The following is an 18,531-nucleotide window of genomic DNA, read 5'->3' as shown; positions in this document are numbered from 1 at the left end:
CATGGCCGGATTTCGGAATATCCGGGCTTCTGTCACGACAGCGGCCCTGGCCGGCGCTTTGGCCTGGCCCTTATGCGCCGCGGCGCAAGACACCCCCTTGTCGGCACTGAGCGTCCTGAGCCAGCCGGTCGCGCAACCGCTGTCGGCGATCGACTGGCTGGATCGGGGGCGCGGTCTGGCCGCCCCCGCCTTTCCCGAGGGCGCCCTACGGCTGCCGCCACAAGGCCTGGCCCCGCTGGCAGAGCCACCCGTGGTCAACAGCGCGCAGAGCCCCGATGTCACGGTCACCCCGCTTGAACAGGCCGGTCTGGACGCGGTGGGCCTGCTGCCCAGTGCGGTATCCGGCCTGCCGCTGTCGCTGTGGCAGGGCAGCCTTACGGCCGATCTTGCTGATCTGATCAGCCAGCCGGGGCGGCTGGGACTGCCCGCGATCCAGGGGCTGCTTTACACGCTGCTTCTGGCCGAGGCCGATGCCCCACCGGATGCGGGGCGTGACAGTCTTCTACTGCAGGCCCGCGTCGATGCGCTGATGCGGCTGGGGGCGGTCGAACCGGCGCAGGCGCTGCTGGAACGGGCCGGACCCGAGAACCCGGCGCTGTTTTCGCGCTGGTTCGACGCCACCATGCTGACCGGGGCCGAGGATACCGCCTGTGCCGCGCTGATGCGCGCGCCGCATCTGTCGCCATCCTATGGCGCGCAGGTCTTTTGCAGCGCGCGGCGGGGCGATTGGGACGGGGCCATGCTGATGCTGGACACGGCCCGCGCGCTTGACGCCATGCCCGAGACCGAGGCCGATCTGCTGGCGCGTTTCATGGACCCTGAGTTGCTGGAAGATACGCCCCTGCCGCGTGCGCCGGTCAGACCCAGCCCGCTGGTGTTCCGGCTTTATGAGGCCCTGGGAGAGCCTTTGATCACCGCGCCGCTGCCGCGGGCCTTTGCCGTCGCCGATCTGCGCGATACGGCGGGCTGGCGCGCGCAGATCGAGGCGGCAGAGCGGCTGGCCAGCTCGGGCGCGCTTGCGCCGAACCGGCTGCTGGGGCTTTATTCCGAACGCAAGCCTGCCGCCTCGGGAGGGGTGTGGGACCGCGTCGAGGCCGTGCAGCGCTTTGACGCGGCGATCCGGTCGGGCGATGCCGGCGCGGTCGGGGCCAGCCTGCCGGTTGTCTGGGCGGCCATGGGGGCTGCGGATCTGGGCGTGGCCTTTGCCAGTCTTTACAGCCCCGCGCTGGAACGGATTGCGCTGGCAGGGTCCGCGGACCAGCTTTCCTACCGGATTGCCTTGCTGGGCCCCGATTACGAAGCGGCCGCCATTGCCAGGGGTGACAGGCATCCCGACATGGCATTCGCAACCGCGGTCGCGCGCGGCCAGGCGGACCGGATGCAACCCGAAGGGCCGCTGCAAGCCGCCATCCGCGAGGGTTTCGCCGCAACGACACCGCCCCCGGCCCAGGTCGAGCTGCTGCGCGCGCAACGGCTGGGCGAGGCGATCCTGCAGACCATCCGGATGATCCAGCGCGCCACCGAGGGCGAGCTGGTGGACCTGGCGGGCGGGCTTGCCACGCTGCGCGCGGTCGGGCTGGAAGATACCGCGCGGCGCGCCGCCCTGCAACTGATCCTGATGGGACCGCGGAGTTGAGGGGATGACCGGACATGACAGCGCACGCTGGATCTCGACCTTTCTGGAGGCGCAGGCCGCCGAACTCGGGGCGGCCACCAACACGCTGCTGGCCTATGGGCGCGACCTGAAGGATTTTGCCGACTGGCTTGACGGGCGATCCGATTTCGCCTCTGCCAGCCGCGACGATGTCGAGGCCTATCTGATTCATTGCGACGCGCAGGGTCTGGCGAAATCCACCCGGGCGCGGCGGCTGTCGGCGATCCGGCAGCTTTACCGCTTTGCTTTCGAGGAAGGCTGGCGCACCGACAATCCGGCCATCCAGATCACCGGACCGGGGCGCGACCAGCGCCTGCCCAAGATCCTGAGCATCGAAGAGGTCGATCGCCTTCTGGCCGCCGCCCGCGAGATGGGCCAGCGCCGCGAGGACCGGGTACGCAACACCTGCCTGATGGAGTTGCTGTATGCCACGGGGATGCGGGTCAGCGAGCTTGTCTCGCTGCCGGTCTCGGCGGCGCGGGGCGATCCTCGGATGCTGCTGATCCTGGGCAAGGGTGGCAAGGAACGGATGGTGCCGCTGTCGCCCCCTGCCCGTGCCGCGCTGACCGCATGGCTGGGCCTGCGCGACACCGCGCAGGAGGCAGCCCGCGCCAAGGGCAAGCCCGCATCGCGGCATCTGTTTCCCGCGTCGGGGCGATCGGGCCATCTGACGCGGCACCGCTTCTATCAGCTGATCAAGGACATGGCCGTGCATGCCGGGCTGTCACCGGGCAAGGTCACGCCACATACGCTGCGGCATGCCTTCGCCACGCATCTTCTGGCCAACGGGGCGGATCTGCGCGCCATCCAGACCTTGCTGGGGCATGCGGATGTGGCCACGACAGAAATCTACACCCATGTGCTGGACGAACGCCTGAGCGCGCTGGTCCTGGAGCATCATCCGCTGGCCCGCGATTGAGGATGCTGGCCCGCCTCGTGCATGTCGGCCCCTTGAACATGGGCCGCTTGCTCCCCATAACGCTGTGAACCTCTCAGGGAAGTTTTTTTGATGGATACCTCGGTACTCGACGCCGCTTTCTGGATCACCGCCTGTGGCATCGGTCTGTTGCTGGTGATGTCGGCCTTCTTTTCGGGCAGTGAAACCGCGCTGACGGCCGCGTCGCGCGGCAAATTGCGCGCGCAGGCCGACAAGGGTTCCAAGGGGGCGGCCCGCGCGCTGGTGATCACCGAGGACAACGAACGGCTGATCGGGTCGGTGCTACTGGGCAACAACCTGGTCAATATCCTGGCCACATCGCTGGCGACGGCGCTGCTGACGCGGCTCTTTGGGGAAAGCGGTGTGGCCGTGGCCACGCTGGTGATGACCTTGCTGGTGCTGATCTTCGCGGAAGTGCTGCCCAAGACCTATGCGATCACCAATGCCGAAACGGCGGCCGCCAAGGTGTCGGCACCGATCCAGCTGGTGGTCAAACTGTTCTCGCCGGTGGTCAGCGCGGTGCGCCTGCTGGTGCGCGGCGTGCTGCGCCTTTTCGGGGTCAAGACCGACCCCGACAGCCATATCCTGGCCGTGCGCGAGGAAATCGCGGGCGCGCTATATCTGGGCCAGTCCGAAGGCGTGGTGCAGAAAGAGGACCGGGACCGGATCCTGGGCGCGCTGGACCTGGGCGAGCGCACGGTCGAAGAGATCATGCTGCATCGCAGCCGGATCGAGATGCTGGATGCCGAAAGCGATCCCGAGGATCTGTTGCAGCAATTGCTGGACAGCGCCCATACGCGACTGCCGGTCTACCAGGGCGATCCCGACAATATCGTGGGCGTGATCCATGCCAAGGATCTGCTGCGCGCGATGCACAAGATGATGTTCGGCCCTGCCCCCTCGCCCAACGGGCTGAAGGATTTCAAGATCCTCGACGTGGTGCGCCCGCCCTATTTCATCCCCGACACCACGACCCTGGACGACCAGATGCGCCAGTTCCTGCGCCGCCGCACCCATTTCGCGATGGTGGTGGATGAATACGGCAGCCTTGAGGGCCTGATCACGCTGGAAGACATTCTGGAAGAAATCGTGGGCGAGATCACCGACGAATTCGACACCGCCGCCGAACACGCGGTGCAGAAGCTGAAGGATGGCCATTTCAGCGTGGATGGCGCGACGACGATCCGCGACCTGAACCGCGCGATGGACTGGAACCTGCCCGATGACGAGGCCAATACCGTGGCGGGTCTGGTGATCTACGAGGCGCAGATGATTCCCGCCGTGGGTCAGGTCTTCAGCTTTCACGGGTTCCGCTTCGAGGTGACGGGCCGCAAGGCCAACCGCATCACCAAGCTGAAGATCCGCCCGCTTTAAGCCGCGAAAGCCGCGCGCTTTGGGGCGGGCTTGTCCCTGCGGTGATTTTTACGACAGAAAAATGTCGGGTTCCTGCTTGCCCTTTTGCCGCGCCCGGCAAACTCTGACGGCAAATCAGCAGGGGATGCTTTCATGAAGACCACCACCAGAGTAGCCGTGATCGGCGGCGGCGTTGTCGGCTGTTCGGTCCTTTATCACCTGACCAAGCTGGGCTGGTCGGATGTGATGCTGATCGAACGCTCCGAACTGACATCGGGCAGCACCTGGCATGCGGCGGGCGGTTTTCACACGCTGAACGGCGATACCAACATGGCGGCGCTGCAAGGCTATACGATCCGCCTGTACAAGGAGCTTGAGGCGATCACCGGCATGTCCTGCGGCCTGCATCACGTGGGTGGCGTCACCCTGGCCGATAATCGCGAACGCTTCGACATGCTGGTCGCGGAACGGGCCAAGCATCGCTACATGGGCCTGGAGACCGAGATCGTAAGCCCCGAGGAGATCGCGAAGATCGCGCCGATCACCAATCTGGATGGCATCGTGGGTGGCCTCTACGATCCGCTTGACGGGCATCTTGACCCTTCGGGCACCACCCATGCCTATGCCCGCGCGGCCAAGATGGGCGGCGCCACGATCGAGACCCATTGCAAGGTGATCGAGACGAACCAGCGCCCGGATGGCACCTGGGACGTGGTGACCGAAAAGGGCACGATCCATGCAGAACACGTGGTGAACGCCGGCGGTCTGTGGGCGCGCGAAGTGGGGGCCATGGCGGGCGTCTATTTCCCGCTGCACCCGATGGAGCACCAGTATATCGTCACCGATGATCTGCCCGAAATCTACGAGCGCGCGACCGAGCATCCGCATGTGATGGACCCGGCCGGCGAAAGCTATCTGCGCCAGGAAGGGCGCGGGCTGTGCATCGGGTTCTACGAACAGCCCTGCCGCCCCTGGGCCGTGGATGGCACGCCCTGGACCTTCGGGCATGAGCTGCTGCCCGACAACCTGGACAAGATCGAGGACAGCATCGCTTTCGCCTATCGCCGCTTTCCGATCCTGGAACGCGCGGGCGTCAAGACCGTGATCCACGGCCCCTTCACCTTTGCCCCCGATGGCAACCCGCTGGTCGGGCCGGTGCCGGGCATGCGTAACTACTGGTCGGCCTGTGCCGTCATGGCAGGCTTCAGCCAGGGTGGCGGTGTCGGCCTGATGCTGGCGCAATGGATGATCGAGGGCGAGACCGAGCGCGACACCTTCGCCATGGATTGCGCGCGGTTCGGCAACTGGACCACGCCGGGCTATACCCGCCCCAAGGTGATCGAGAACTATCAGAAGCGGTTTTCGATCAGCTACCCGAACGAAGAACTGCCGGCCGCGCGCCCGTTCCGCACCACACCCATGTATGACGTCTTCGACAAGATGGGCGCCGTCTGGGGCGCGCAATACGGGCTGGAGGTGGTCAACTACTTCGCCCAAGGCGACGAGCCGCGCTATGAGACCCCCAGCTTCCGCCGCTCCAACGCCTTCGCGGCCACCGCGCGCGAGGTCAAGGCCGTGCGCGAGGGTGTGGGCATCAACGAGGTGCAGAATTTCGGCAAATACCTTGTGACCGGCACGGGCGCGCGCGCCTGGCTTGACCGGATCATGGCAGGCCGCATCCCGCAGCCGGGACGCCTGAGCCTGACGCCGATGCTGTCGCCCAAGGGGCGGCTGATCGGGGATTTCACCGTGTCCTGCCTGGCCGAAGACCGGTTCCAGCTGACCGCCAGCTATGGCGCGCAGGCCTATCACACGCGCTGGTTCGAACAGAATGCGGATGCGGGTGTCCGGGTCGAGAATATCAGCGACCGCCTGACCGGGTTCCAGATCGCGGGGCCAAAGGCGCGCGATGTGCTGGCCGCCTGCACGCGCACCGATATCGGCGACATGGCCTTCATGGATGTGCGCCCGATGACCGTGGGCATGGCCGATTGCACCGTGCAGCGCGTCAGCTACACCGGGGATCTGGGATATGAGATCTATTGCGATCCGATGGCGCAGCGCGCGCTCTGGTCCGTTCTGTGGGAGGAAGGCCAGAAACATGGCATGAAACCCTTCGGCATGCGCGCGATGATGAGCCTGCGTCTGGACAAGTTCTTCGGCAGCTGGCTGAACGAGTTTTCGCCCGATTACACGGCGGCGGAAACCGGGCTGGACCGTTTCATCTCGTTCCGGAAGAACGTGGATTTCATCGGCCGTGCGGCGGCTGAACAGGAACGTGAACGCGGTGCAAAACGCAAGCTTTGCGCCTTCGAGGTCGATGCGCTGGATGCGGATGTCGTCGCCTATGAGCCGATCTGGCTGGATGGCAAGGTGCAGGGCTTCTGCACCTCGGGCGGCTATGCCCACCATGCGGGCAAGTCGATCGCGCTGGGGTTCGTGCCGACCGATCGCGCCGCGGCGGGGCTGGAGGTCGAGATCGAGATCATGGGCCAGATGCGCCCCGCGCGTCTGATCACCACCCCGCTTTTCGATGCGGATGGCGCAAGGATGCGGGGGTAAGGGCTTGACCGGCTGCGCGATCCTGATCCTTGCGGCAGGTGCGTCCGCCCGGATGCGGGGCGGCGACAAGCTGCTGGAAGAGGTCGCGGGCCAGCCCCTGTTGCGGGTCCTGCTGGAACGCGCCTTGTCCGTGGCGCGGGGTCCGGTGCTGTGCACCCTGCCCGCGCCGGATCATCCCCGTGCCGCCTGCCTGGCGGGATTGGCGGTGACCCCTGTGTTTGTCAGGGATGCGGCGGAAGGCATGGGCGCCTCGATCCGGGCCGGGATCACGGCCTTGCCGGATCAGACAACCGCCGCAATGATCCTGCCTGCCGATCTGCCCGAATTGACCGCCAATGACCTGGCCATGATGCAGGCCATGCACAGCGCCCATCCCGCGGCGATCCTGCGCGCGACAGATGATGACGCAAAGCCCGGACATCCGGTGGTCTTTCCCGCCGATCTGTTCCCTGAACTTGCCACTGTGCAGGGTGATGGCGGGGCACGGGATGTCCTGCACAGACATGCCGACAGGGTTCTGCACATTCCTCTGCCCGACCGGCACGCCACCACCGATCTGGACACGCCAGAGGATTGGGCCGGCTGGCGCGCGCGCCAGTAGCGGTAGCAGCCAAACACGCGCACGCGCCGCCGCATGATCAGCGGCGCGGGCGGGTGGCAGCCGCGCGGGCGGATCGGCATGACGATCGGAGATCGGAGGCGTTCGGTTCACATGACATGGCCCGCAAGACGCCTGTCCTGCGGGCCAATCGTGTTTTTCGGAGAAGGCGCAGCCCCCTGCCCCCTCTCCGTCAAGCCCGTACCATCACAAAGACGGTCCGGGCAGCTGCAACCGTGGCTCTCAGCGTGTCAGGAGGCTGACCTCGTGGCGCTTGAGCGTGGTGCGGGCCGCGTGATAGCCGGCCAGCCCCCGTGTCGTCTTGAGTTCCGGGAAAAGCTCCAGGATCTCGGTGCGCTGTGCATTGCCTATCCCGCGCAACGTGTGATCGCCGGGCTGGAAACTTTCGGTCCAGCACCCGTTGGCCAGCACAACCTCATGCCGGTCGAACATGAAATGGGTATAGGTGATCTTCGGAACCTCGACCTCGGACACGCCGGCTGTTCCGGTCATGTGCTTGGCCGCGACCAGCACTTCGCTTTCATCGAAATACAGCCTGGTCTTGTCATTGCCGACCAGTATCCGATGGTTCGGGCTGACCATCATGTCCCGTTCGGGAAGGTTGTCACCCAGCGCACCGCGCCTGATCAGGATCGGCCGCAAATGCGGCGCACGGATCAGATCGGCCGCATGCAAGGTCGTGGTTCCGATCCAGCGGATTTCCTGAAATCCATTGTCGCGGGTGATGATCTTGTCGCCTGGCCGCAACTCCCTGACCAGGCGCTCGCCGCGCATCGTGGCAATGGCGGTTTCGGGCGTGAAGCAGGGGATGACATTCTCGATCTCGGTGAAACTCGCGGTGCCGATGCTCTTGCCGTTGCCATCCAGAAAGGTGATCGTGCCTTTTTCCGGGTCATGCGCGTCATAGGATATGATCAGCGGACCGCTGCCGCGCAGGTCAAGCGTGTCGAAATCATCGCCACACTCGCCGCCGTCGATCCTGTCGCCGACGGTGATCCCCGTGAATGTGTCGCGGTCAGCGCCTCCGTATAGCGCATCGGGCCCCTGGCCACCTGTCATCAGGTCGTTACCCGATCCCCCGTACAGAACGTCGGAGCCGTTGCCGCCGTCCAGCGTATCATTGCCCTTGCCGCCAGACAGAACATCATCGCCGTTGTCGCCAAAGATCAGATCGTCGCCGGTCTCGCCATATAGCTTGTCATCGCCATTGCCACCGTGGATCTCGTCATTGCCGGCCCCGGCAAAGACGGTATCTTTCCCATTTCCAGCCAGAACCAGGTCGTCATCACCCTGCGCGCCCGGAAGGCTGGCATCACCGGCATCGATCCGGTCCCCCTCGGGGTCGCCGTTGTAACCGGTATTGATCAAATCGTTTCCGTTCGTGCCCGAAACAGTCATTTCCGAACCTCGCGATGCAGTTGTTGCGATGCAGCGGTCGTCACAGTCTTGGAAATTCCAACGTTCATAACCTTGCTCCTCTGCCGCGACGGGGCAGACACCGACACGACATCTGCAACTGGCCTGTCCCCTGACAGGAACAGCACCGTGACACCCGCGTTTGCGCCGCAGCCTGAGCGGCAGGACGCAAGGGGCCGGACCTGCCAAAAGCGCACCGGCCCAAGCCGTTTTTCGACAAGCATCAACCAGGAACAGGCCGGCTTCAGCAACGGTTGGGACAGCTTTGCCTTGCGACCCTGATGGGTCGGTTCAGGTCAGCAGTCGCCTCTTGTCCAATCGACTTGCACCCTCAGCGGGTCTTCACCGTGGATAGCGCAACGCCCTGAAAGCACCAACAAAAGTTTAACCAAGAAAAGCCAGAGTTTCGCCACATTTGGCCTGCAGGGCCGCATCGCCCCCAAAATTTAATTTAGAATTGGCAACAGTTCAGGCACTATCTAAACGCTGAAATGGTCTAAATCGCATCATGACTTGATTTTTTTCAATATTTTCGACTTTCAGCCGCAAAGTATCGTTTCCATATGCGGAACAAGGCCAAGCCTGGGTCGCGCGCCCAATCATGACGTTTTCATGATCACCTGCCCCAGGGCAATTGTTCGCGCTTTCAGTGCAATGGGCTGCGGTGTCAGCGATTGCATCCAATGGCGGATCGTTGGTCCGAACAGGCGCAAAACGATTCGCGGATACCTGTCGAAGCATGGTGATCCGCGGCACATGTCAGGGGGCCAGGTTCATGACCCGATCTTGCGGTTACGGCCCCGGATTGATGCCTGCCGGATTGATGCCCGCCCGGCCTTGTGCGGCACAGGCCTTACAGGAACACCGCCAGGCGTCAGGCGCCAGGCCGGTCCACGCTGCCCATGGTGCGGGTGGTCTGAATAGACCTCCTGTCCCATCTTCTCCCATCCCGTCCCCAAACCCCTTTATTTACAAGTATTTGCAGGTTTTTACACCTGCTCACTTGTCTCATGTCGTACCATCTAGGATATAGCGATCCCAAGGACACTTGGGGGACCAGCTGGGGGACCGACTCGATGAGCAAGCTCTTCAACGCCACCATTCAGAAAGCTCCCGACAGCAAGCTACAGGATGGCAGAGGGCTCATTCTCGTCAAGAAGGGAAAGTCCGGCAAGTGGGTCTATCGCTACTCCCACCTCGGTAAACGCAGAGAGATGGGTTTGGGCAACTGGCCCATCGTCACCCTGGCCGAAGCCAGGAAGATCAGGGACACCTGGGCCACGGTCCTCGCCTCCGGGCAGGATCCCATAGATGTCCGGGATGCACAGAAAGCCGAGAGGCTTGAAGAGAGCAAACGGGATGACCCTACATTCTCGGAACTTGTCGATATCGTCTTCGAGGCCAAGAAGGCTTCGCTTCGTGGGGATGGAGCCAGAGGCAGATGGCGCAGTCCTCTCGATCTCTACATGATCCCCGCCTTCGGCAAGAAGCGTGCCTCCCAGATCACCCAGCGTGATGTGGTCGATGCCCTCAAGCCAATCTGGAAGACCAAGCCCCCCACCGCAGAGAAGGCAATCCAGAGAACCAGAATTGTCCTGCGCTCTGCCAAGCTCATGGGCTTCCCCACAGATCCCTTCCTTACTGAATCCGCCAGAGAAACGCTTGGAGTGGTTCACCATGAGGTCCAACATATGGCCTCAGTCGAGTGGCAGCACATTCCCGAATTGTATGCCCGTCTCCCAAAGACAGTCGGAGGAGACTGCAACCGCTGGATCATCCTGACCTGCGTCCGCATGGAAGCAGCTCGGGCTGCCCGTGTCTCGGAGATCGACTTCGAGACCGCAACCTGGACAGTCCCCGCCGACAGGATCAAGGGACAGAAAGGCAAGGTCACAGACTTCCGTGTCCCGCTGGTTCCAACCCTGATCGACATGGCGCTCCAACGCAAAGAAATGGGGATGGATCTTCTTTTCCCCGGCTACCGCAGTGGATCCCCGATATCCAATGTCGCCGTCGAGAAAACATTGCGTGTCATGGATGTCGGAGGAACCCCTCACGGGTTCAGGACATCCTTCAGAACTTGGGTCCAGGATACCAATGCGTGCTCCTACGAGGTTGCTGAAATGACGTTGGGCCATCGTATCGGAGGTATCGTTGAGCGGTCATATGCACGTTCAGATCTTTTGGAACAAAGACGAAAGGTAATGGAAGATTGGACGGGCTATGTTCTGTCGGTCAAAAAATTAGGGTCAGCACCAATAACCAAAAGATGAAGGTCGCTGCGATGCAGATTGCCGACTTCATGGCAGCCTACAACTTTGCCCGCAGGCTCAAAACTCTCAGCGGGCTGACGCCTCACGAATACATCTGCAAGATATGGACTTCAGAGCCTGATCGATTCATCCTAAATTCGATCCACCAAATGCCGGGACTGAACACCTAGTCCGGTGTTGCTGACCTTCTCCGCTCCGAAGTATCGCTTCGCGAGGCTAAAACAGTACATCGTCACTCGCGGCATAAGGCGGTCTTTCAAAAGCCACGCAGCAAAGGTCGCCTTAGAGCCCAAAACTACTGAATGCTACGCAAAACGCGAATGTCTGCTTCGGCAGAGCCTCGACCCTTCAGTCGGTTCGCTTGCGCAATCCGGATCAAATGTAATCTTCTCAGGGCACTGAAAACAGGAGAATATCGAATGCCGACGCGGTTCTGCGACCTTGTCAATATCAAGCTTCCTATCGTACTCGCTCCGATGGGCGGTGCGACGACACCGGAGCTAGTGGCGGCCGTATCAAACGCGGGAGGTTTGGGATTGGCTCCCCTCTGGCGTGGTGATGCGAAAGACGTGAAGGACTTTGTTCGCCGGGTTAAAGCCCTGACTGACGCGCCTTTTGGTGTGAACCTGAACATGGATTTTCCGAGCATGGAACAACTCGACGCCTGCTTGGAAGAAGGCGTGCCCGTGATCTCACTATTCTGGGGGCGGGCGCCAGATTTCATTGCCCACGCCCGGTCCGGCGGCGCGAAAGTGATCTTTACGGCCTGGGATTCCGAAAGTGCGGTGGAAGCGGTCGACCACGGCGCACACGCCATCTGCGCGCAGGGCTGGGAGGCAGGCGGCCATGTTCGTGGAACGGTATCGACCATGGCACTTGTGCCGACAGTCGTGGATGCCGTCGGTGAAACGCCGGTCATTGCGGCAGGGGGAATTGCCGATGGACGGGGCCTCGCTGCCGCGATGGCTCTGGGGGCATCCGCTGCATGGATTGGCACGCGGTTTCTGTCCGCAAAGGAAACGTGCATTCACCCGGACTACGTTGCGCGGCTCATTGATGCCTGCGAGACGGACACCGGCTACTACGACGACCTTTTCGATGGCGGCTGGCCCAATGCGCCCCATCGCGCCCTGCAAAATTCGACAACAAAAGCATGGGAAGCTGCAGGGCGCCCCAAACAAGGACAACGACCGGGGGAAGGGGCGATCGTCGCGAGCACACCGGGCAGAGGTGAACTCGACCGCTATGCGTGCACGACACCGAATACGGGAACGACGGGCGATATCGAGGCTCTTTCGATGTGGTGCGGTCAGGGCGTATCAATGGTTCAAAAGGTGCAACCGGCAGCAGATATCGTTCATGAGATCGCCCACGAAGCGCGGAAGATCATTAGTTTCTGATATCTCGTTGAGATGCTCTGGATGTCGGAAAACGGCCATTCAGTCTTGTACTTGAAACGGCAGCAATTGTCCGAACGGCTGACCTTGGCTCACACTGCAGCGAAGTTCCGTTATCGGCCCATAGCGGACCTTCATGACATTCGCAGCGAACGGCAGCTATGAGCCCATCGCGGTCATTGATCATCCATACTTCTAACCGTTCGGCGAATGAGCTGTCCTACGGTAATGGACGAACGACACCTGCCGAGGTTCAGCGCATGACCCTTCCCCCATCGAAAGGAATAGTCTGACCAGTCACGAAAGAAGCTGTGTCCGACGCCAGCATTACAACGAAGGACGAGGTCTCCTGATATGATGTTAATCTTTTCAATGGAACGTTGGCTTCAACTTGTGCAATTTCATCAGTTGAAAACAACCGACGAACCAAATCGCTGTCCACGAACCCCAAAGCAACAGTGTTGACGTTAACATACGGACTAAGTTCAACTGCCATGCACTGCACTGGGTCAACATGTTCAGACCAGCCTTCGAAGCAGCATAATTAGCGTTTCCAACTCTGGCCTGCAGGGCTGACGTTGCCGAGATATTTACTATACGCCCGCACTTGGCAGCCACCATATGATGCCCGACAGCCTGCGACACAAGAAAGGGTCCTTTAAGGTTGACGGCAACCACGCTATCCCATGCGTCCTCGCTCAATTCCAGAAAGGGAGCATCGAGGCTAAGACCGGCGTTGTTTATCAGAACATCCACCCCGCCATGTTCCGCCACAACACGATCAACCATGGCGGCAACCTCGCTGGCAGAGGAAATGTTCGCTCGGCAGGTGATTGCTTCGCCGCCTTCCGCTTCAATCCGGGAAGCCGTTTCTTCTGCCATCTTCCAGGAATTCAGATAGTTGAGAGCAACTTTTGCACCTTCGCGTGCAAAATCCACGGCTAGTTGTTGCCCGAGACCGCCGCTTGCGCCCGTTATTAACACTGACTTCCCCGAAAATTGCGCCATTCCACTTCCCCCTTGCAGCGTTTGAGACCAACAAGCGCAAGGAACTGCCACTGGCATTAACCATCGGGTGTGTATCCTTAGCGTTCCTTTGGCTGCATATCTGCGGACACGAAACGTCCGTTTTTTTTGAGATTGGGCCTGTGATCGTCAGAGCAGGCAGCAGTTCTCTCCTGCCCGGCGTAGTCGGCATACGAACCTTATCCCACAGCTTGCTTCGCGCGACGCCTATCGGCGGGTAGCTGTTTGATCCCATCGAAAGATGCGTAATTGTGTGGGCGTAGCCAGCGGTTGATTGTTTTCGACAAAAGCTTGTCGCCACTAAAGTAAAGCTCTCCCAGATCTTCCTCTCTTTCGAATGTCGAACGTCCCATGAAGATGCCAAGCAACGAAATCACGCTGGTTTCGACATAGAGATCGACATCGTAGCCAGGAATCGACGTGCATACCTCGACGGGGGCACCCGGCTGGATGACCACCCAGTAGCGGTCATATTCCGACGGTTCATCTGAAAACCGAAATTGCAGGACGACACGCCGCCTTGGCAGTTCATCGACGACAAAATATTTTCGCATGTCCCACATGAGGCTGGCCGAACTGCCCGAATCCATAACTGTTTCTGCGTCAACATGGCACTGAGCCCATTCTCCCAAGGCTTTCAACGCAGGCTCTAGTGCGATGGCTGTTTCGGTCCTGAGGTAGTCCACAGACCCTGTCGCAGGGTCCGAGACGCGCTCCACAAGGCCGAGTTGCTCAAGCTCTTTCAGTCGGCGCGAGAGTAGCGTCGGGGAAATACTGCCAACCTCCCGCCGCAGCTCATTGAATTTGGTCGCACCCGACCACAGCCCGACAAGGATCGCAATTGTCCAGCGCGGTTCGAGCAATTCGCAGGCACGCGTGATGGGGCAAATCAGACCATACGGTTTCTGTTTCACAACGGCATCCTCCTCGCCTGTGATGCTAAGGGCTACGCAGGGAGCGGGTCTAGTACAGAAGTTGTATTGGGATCGCTCCAATTCCTGCACTATCCCCAGATCAAAGCCGTGCGGCATGGTTGGTTTATCGATCTCATTCATCGAAGCCAAAACGAAGAAAGACTACTATGGCACATGCTCAGAAATACCTGTCCCACGCTACCAAAACGTCTGACCTGAGACTGGTCGTAGCGGCGCTCGCAACCCGTATCGTTGGCTGGTTTGCAGCCGGGCCCAAGGGTGAAAAGCGCTACAGTTTTAGGCCCTTAACGAAGGCACCTTGCGCGGCCGATGCAGCAACGGGCCTCTATATCCTCAGTTGCCGCTGAACGGCGTGATGCGGCATTTCGTGGTATGATGAAAAGCTGCATCAGAATGGCTCCTCCGCCTGCGACCAAGGGAGCAAAACCATATTCGGACGCATTTTCCAAAGCGACAAGGGAGAAAATTAATATGTCACAAGCAGACAGTTTGCCACAGTTGAACGGTCAGAACATGACCTGCGGAGGTGGGTTCGAGACCTGGCTTCAATATGTCGACGGGTTCGAGCTGCGACACTTCTGTGCCTTCGAGCTGGTCAACGATAAACGCGGTCTGGCGTGCCTAACCGACTATCAGCGTAAGCTGGTTGAGGCGGCTGTTGAAAACGGTTTCGGCGTCATCAACGAGGGCCTACATTACCGTGCAAGCCGCGACTGGGGAGAATTGATCGGATTTTCCCGTGAGGCCCTCGAAGAAATCAACATCCGTGGCATCGAGTTCTACAGAGACATCGCCAAGGAATACGAAAGCCCTGAAACGCCGATGCTCGTCGGCGGCGTAATTGGCCCACGAGGGGACGCCTACAATGTCGGTCGGACCCCGAATGTCGCCGAAGCGGAGGATTACCACTCCGAGCAAATTCAGACCTTCAAAAAGGCCGGTGCTGATCTTGTCAGTGCTTTGACTTTTTCAAGCGTCGAAGAGGCGATTGGCCTTGCGAAAGCCGCAAAGGCCGAGGACATGCCGGTCGTCATTTCTTTCTTCATCGCAAAAGGTGGAAAGTTGAAAGGGGGCGAGACCCTCGAAGAGGCAATTGCCACCGTTGACGCTGCAATCGATAATGCGCCAGCTTATTACATGATAAACTGCACGCACCCGACCGAGTTCGCGCCGGCCCTGACCGCTGGCGATTGGACCAACCGGCTGGGCGGCTTCATGCCGAACGCCGTCGCCATGGAAACACTCGATCTTTGCAAACTAGGTCATCTTGAAGACGGTGATCCGAAAGAGCTAGGGGGCCAGATGGCCGAAATCGCGCGACGGTTCCCGCATATCAAAGTCTGGGGCGGATGTTGTGGAACGGATGGCCGTCATATCGCCGAGATCGCGCGACAAGTGGGTGAGGTTCGATGCGACACTGCGGCCGTTTGAAGGTCTGCTACGTCCCGCATAGCAGACCTTCAAGAGTCATTGAATGCTGGACGGCACTCGACCCAGAGCGGACACTACCCGCCACCATCACGCTCCATGCGTTCCAGCCAGTCAATGATTAGCGATCTGAATAGGTTTCTTTTGGCTGGCGCGATAAAGTGTCCGCAGCCGTCCAGAGTAGCGAACGTTGCTCTCGGAAAATGTTCAACAGACTTCCATGTGTCGCGGTATCCGGCAACGGTATCTTGCCTGCCTGCAAGTATTAGTGATGGGGCAGAGAACGGCACGCCCGACTCGTCCGGATTAAAACTGAAAGCATAGTTTTCAGGTTGCCAGCTTTCCAAAGCAGCCGCCTCGTCAAGCAGGGACAACGCGGGACGAAGGCATAAGGTGTCCCACTCAACAAGAGCGGTGTCGCGCACTGGCTGAAGAAATCGTAGCGTATCAGTTCTGTCTCCCGCCTTATCTGCGAACCCATCTTCTTCGAAAATCGTCGAAGGTTCGGGTAGATCTCGCCTTTCATAGTCAATGACAAAAGGGGCGGCATTGATGAATACACCGAGAAGTCTGTCCGGGGATTTGGCTGCAAGCCCCCGTGCAAGGTGTCCGCCGGCCGACATTCCCGCAACCGCAAATCGCTGCCCAGGCACGACGGCGTCCATGAACCTGATCACGTGCTCCAAGATTGCGTCGAAAGTCATTGGTCTTGGTAGGGTGGGAGTGTGTCCATGGGCAGGAAGGTCGGGGTATAACCGATGCCATCCGTCGTGGTGTTGGAACGCAGGCTCCATTTCGTCCATCATGTGTCGATGGTCTAGATACCCGCCATGAAGCATGAGGATCGGCCACCCTAAGCCGCGTTCCTCGAAGTTGACGTCAATCCCATCTACTTGGATCAGCATCCTTTCACTCCCTAGGCCACTTAGAACCCAGATCATGATCCAAGGTGTCACGATTGTCACCTACGATGGCAGACAGAGGCTTTTCGTGAACCACAACTTCGTGCAAACCGCCGTATTGCAGCGAATGGCAGGTTTGTCCGCAAAGCTGACCTTGGCCTGTAACGCAGCAAAGGTCTGCTTCCCGCCCAAACTGTCAGTGGTGATGTCGGCCCAAACAGACGTTCGCGCTACGTGCAGCGAACTGCAGCTTCGAGCCCGAAATCGACACTTGAGCGCTCTGCTGTCATTGCCTCCTTCAAACATTCAAGGGGTGCAACAGCTCAGCTATCCGGCTTCTCAACCATAGGTGTGGCGGACTCTCAGAAAACCGACGGTGCCAGATCAGAACCAAGCGGGCCGGATCTACGGGGATCGGAGGCTCAAACACATTGAGATTTGCTGAATTGGCAACGCGATGTGCCAACGCGGTTGGAAGCAAGGCAATGAGGTCCGAACCAGCGACGGCGCGGTATACTCCAGAGAAAAATGGCATGGTCATTGCCACACTACGTGCGCGCCCTATCCGCGCAAGGGCCTCATCCCCAAGGCCTTTTGGTTTGCCTTCGGTCGAAAACAGGACATGCCCCAGGTCGCAGAAAAGATCGAGCGGCATGACATCGCCTGGCGCAAGCTCGGTTGTCCTTGGATGAGCCTTCCTGGCAATGACAGAGAAGGATGAGCTGAATACCGGTTGGCCTTCTGCCCAGTCGGGCAAAGGCGTTTCAGGGAGCAAGACAAAATCTACGTCGTGGCTTGCCAAGGTGCCAACACGGTCGTCTGGGACAAGGTCAACGAGGTGAACACGCAGTGAAGGAGCATGTGCTGCCAAATGCTCGGCCAATGCTGGCAGGAGCATTTCAGCAAAGAAGTCGCTGCCCGAAATCCGGAAACTGTGTTCTGCGGTCGCAGGGACGAACGCATCCTGTGCGCGGATCAGCGCTTCGACACGGCTCAGAATATCTTGAAGCGGTTCTTTGAGCGAGAGGGCGAACTCGGTCGCTTCGAGCGTCTGTCCGCTCCGAAAGAACAACTCGTCGCCGAGAGACAGGCGAAGCCTTTTCAGCGCTCCGGATACGGCTGGCTGGGACAGGCCCAAACGCGCACCAGCCCTAACGGTGGAATGCTCAATCAGCAGCGCATCGAGCACACGCAGAAGGTTTAGATCGAAACTGGATAAATTCGCCATACCAATTGATATCATACAATCTATCGATTTAACAGATTATCTGCGTGCGAGTAGCCTGCGATCAGTTCCAACGATCAGCCCAAGGAGGATCAAGATGCTGGATCGCCCTCGCACCTATAACGTTCTGAACATACTCATGAAGTTCCATGCTTTTCCGTCCGAGACGATGGACAAGTTCTGCTTTGTCGAATGCCTTGTCCCGGTAGGGGCCGGTGCGCCGCCGAACCACCACGCAGGCGAGACAGAGGCGTTCTATGTCATCGATGGGGAGATTGGTTTCATGGTCGATGGCAAGGAAATCCTGGCTGGTCCAGGCGATCACGTCGCAATTCCCGATGGGGCCGTTCACGCATTCCAAGCTGTCGGAGACAAGCCGGCCCGCCTCTTGATCATCAACGCGCCCGGACACATGCACGACAGGTTTTTCACTGAAATCGGACAACCCCTTCCCGAGGGCCAAAGCGAACTGCCGGAACCCAGCGAACCGGATATTCCTTCAGTGTTATCCATCGCGGAGAAAGTTGGCATGACATTTGTGGCTCCGGCCGAAGCACCAGCTTGACGCTTGCCGCAAAGCGCAAGCACGACAGCTGCGGGACGCAAACAGCGCCCGCACCTGTACTACCCAGACATGAGAAAGCCGGCTTTATATCCGCGCAGGTGTCTATGGGCCGCACTGCAGCGAAAGGCAGGAATGAGCCCGGAGCGACTGGGTCGAAGTATTTGACTTTGCAGGAAGCGTATTATCAACTTCACGAGAATGCGGAGGGTCTTGGCATGGTCGAAGTCGGCTGGATTACA

The 18,531-nt window shown here is 60.1% G+C and carries 16 protein-coding genes and 1 pseudogene; 10 read left to right on the top strand and 7 right to left on the bottom strand.

Annotation, left to right across the window (positions count from 1 at the left end; translation table 11 throughout):
* Position 1 precedes the first annotated feature (1 nt).
* The 5 genes from ACFQ3C_RS14840 to ACFQ3C_RS14820 all read left to right on the top strand — a co-directional run bounded on the left by ACFQ3C_RS14840 (position 2) and on the right by ACFQ3C_RS14820 (position 7,107).
* A complete protein-coding gene (locus ACFQ3C_RS14840; protein WP_380793402.1) occupies positions 2–1,636 on the top strand; it encodes a hypothetical protein in 1,635 nt (544 codons plus the stop codon).
* A 4-nt stretch (positions 1,637–1,640) separates the two neighbouring features.
* Positions 1,641–2,573 (top strand): site-specific tyrosine recombinase XerD, encoded by a 933-nt coding sequence (locus ACFQ3C_RS14835; protein WP_380793400.1) that lies wholly within the window; start codon positions 1,641–1,643, stop codon positions 2,571–2,573.
* 90 nt (positions 2,574–2,663) lie between these two features.
* A complete protein-coding gene (locus ACFQ3C_RS14830) occupies positions 2,664–3,965 on the top strand; it encodes an HlyC/CorC family transporter (RefSeq protein WP_380793398.1) in 1,302 nt (433 codons plus the stop codon).
* Between the two features lie 132 nt (positions 3,966–4,097).
* Positions 4,098–6,506: a GcvT family protein gene (locus tag ACFQ3C_RS14825; RefSeq protein ID WP_380793396.1), complete on the top strand. Its 2,409-nt coding sequence runs from the start codon at positions 4,098–4,100 to the stop codon at positions 6,504–6,506.
* Positions 6,484–7,107: a nucleotidyltransferase family protein gene (locus tag ACFQ3C_RS14820; RefSeq protein ID WP_380793394.1), complete on the top strand. Its 624-nt coding sequence runs from the start codon at positions 6,484–6,486 to the stop codon at positions 7,105–7,107. The genes ACFQ3C_RS14825 and ACFQ3C_RS14820 overlap by 23 nt, the downstream gene beginning before the upstream one ends.
* A gap of 240 nt (positions 7,108–7,347) precedes the next feature.
* Here the strand turns inward: ACFQ3C_RS14820 and ACFQ3C_RS14815 are convergent, their stop codons facing one another.
* Entirely contained in the window at positions 7,348–8,493 is a 1,146-nt protein-coding gene (locus ACFQ3C_RS14815; protein ID WP_380793392.1) for a Hint domain-containing protein, read from the bottom strand.
* Positions 8,494–9,009: 516 nt separating this feature from the next.
* Complete coding sequence (locus ACFQ3C_RS14810) at positions 9,010–9,282, bottom strand: hypothetical protein (protein WP_380793390.1); 273 nt, start codon at positions 9,280–9,282, stop codon at positions 9,010–9,012.
* 335 nt (positions 9,283–9,617) lie between these two features.
* Between ACFQ3C_RS14810 and ACFQ3C_RS14805 the strand changes: the two genes are divergently transcribed.
* From ACFQ3C_RS14805 to ACFQ3C_RS14795, 3 genes and pseudogenes are all read left to right on the top strand, one after another.
* Complete coding sequence (locus tag ACFQ3C_RS14805; protein WP_380793388.1) at positions 9,618–10,814, top strand: tyrosine-type recombinase/integrase; 1,197 nt, start codon at positions 9,618–9,620, stop codon at positions 10,812–10,814.
* 17 nt (positions 10,815–10,831) lie between these two features.
* Positions 10,832–10,984, top strand: a pseudogene (locus ACFQ3C_RS14800) (IS481 family transposase); the annotation flags it as partial.
* Between the two features lie 249 nt (positions 10,985–11,233).
* Positions 11,234–12,214 carry an NAD(P)H-dependent flavin oxidoreductase gene (locus ACFQ3C_RS14795; RefSeq protein WP_380793386.1) on the top strand — a complete coding sequence of 327 codons (981 nt, stop codon included), beginning with the start codon at positions 11,234–11,236 and terminating at the stop codon, positions 12,212–12,214.
* A gap of 250 nt (positions 12,215–12,464) precedes the next feature.
* On the opposite strand, the gene ACFQ3C_RS14790 is transcribed toward ACFQ3C_RS14795, so the two are convergent.
* The 3 genes from ACFQ3C_RS14790 to ACFQ3C_RS14780 all read right to left on the bottom strand — a co-directional run bounded on the left by ACFQ3C_RS14790 (position 12,465) and on the right by ACFQ3C_RS14780 (position 14,292).
* Positions 12,465–12,662, bottom strand: coding sequence for an SDR family oxidoreductase (locus tag ACFQ3C_RS14790; protein ID WP_380793384.1), 198 nt, complete (start codon positions 12,660–12,662; stop codon positions 12,465–12,467).
* The gene (locus tag ACFQ3C_RS14785) at positions 12,581–13,219 is read right to left on the bottom strand and encodes an SDR family NAD(P)-dependent oxidoreductase (protein WP_380793382.1); all 639 of its coding nucleotides are present in this window, start codon (positions 13,217–13,219) and stop codon (positions 12,581–12,583) included. Before ACFQ3C_RS14785 ends, ACFQ3C_RS14790 begins: the two co-directional genes overlap by 82 nt.
* 197 nt (positions 13,220–13,416) lie before the next feature.
* Positions 13,417–14,292 (bottom strand): winged helix-turn-helix transcriptional regulator, encoded by an 876-nt coding sequence (locus ACFQ3C_RS14780; RefSeq protein ID WP_380793380.1) that lies wholly within the window; start codon positions 14,290–14,292, stop codon positions 13,417–13,419.
* Positions 14,293–14,643: 351 nt separating this feature from the next.
* Here ACFQ3C_RS14780 and ACFQ3C_RS14775 point away from each other — a divergent pair, with 351 nt between their 5' ends.
* Positions 14,644–15,603 (top strand): homocysteine S-methyltransferase family protein, encoded by a 960-nt coding sequence (locus tag ACFQ3C_RS14775; protein ID WP_380793378.1) that lies wholly within the window; start codon positions 14,644–14,646, stop codon positions 15,601–15,603.
* A 74-nt stretch (positions 15,604–15,677) separates the two neighbouring features.
* Here the strand turns inward: ACFQ3C_RS14775 and ACFQ3C_RS14770 are convergent, their stop codons facing one another.
* Entirely contained in the window at positions 15,678–16,439 is a 762-nt protein-coding gene (locus ACFQ3C_RS14770) for an alpha/beta fold hydrolase (RefSeq protein WP_380794105.1), read from the bottom strand.
* Between the two features lie 361 nt (positions 16,440–16,800).
* A complete protein-coding gene (locus ACFQ3C_RS14765; protein WP_380793376.1) occupies positions 16,801–17,730 on the bottom strand; it encodes a LysR family transcriptional regulator in 930 nt (309 codons plus the stop codon).
* Positions 17,731–17,824: 94 nt separating this feature from the next.
* On the opposite strand from ACFQ3C_RS14765, the gene ACFQ3C_RS14760 reads away from it, so the two are divergent.
* On the top strand, positions 17,825–18,292 hold the full coding sequence (locus tag ACFQ3C_RS14760; protein WP_380793374.1) for a cupin domain-containing protein: 468 nt from the start codon (positions 17,825–17,827) through the stop codon (positions 18,290–18,292).
* Positions 18,293–18,531: the final 239 nt, after the last annotated feature.

This window comes from Seohaeicola saemankumensis, assembly GCF_042678485.1.
GTDB lineage: Bacteria > Pseudomonadota > Alphaproteobacteria > Rhodobacterales > Rhodobacteraceae > Seohaeicola > Seohaeicola saemankumensis.
The sequence above is the reverse complement of the archived record's forward strand: the minus strand, read 5'-3'. Positions and strand labels throughout refer to the sequence as shown.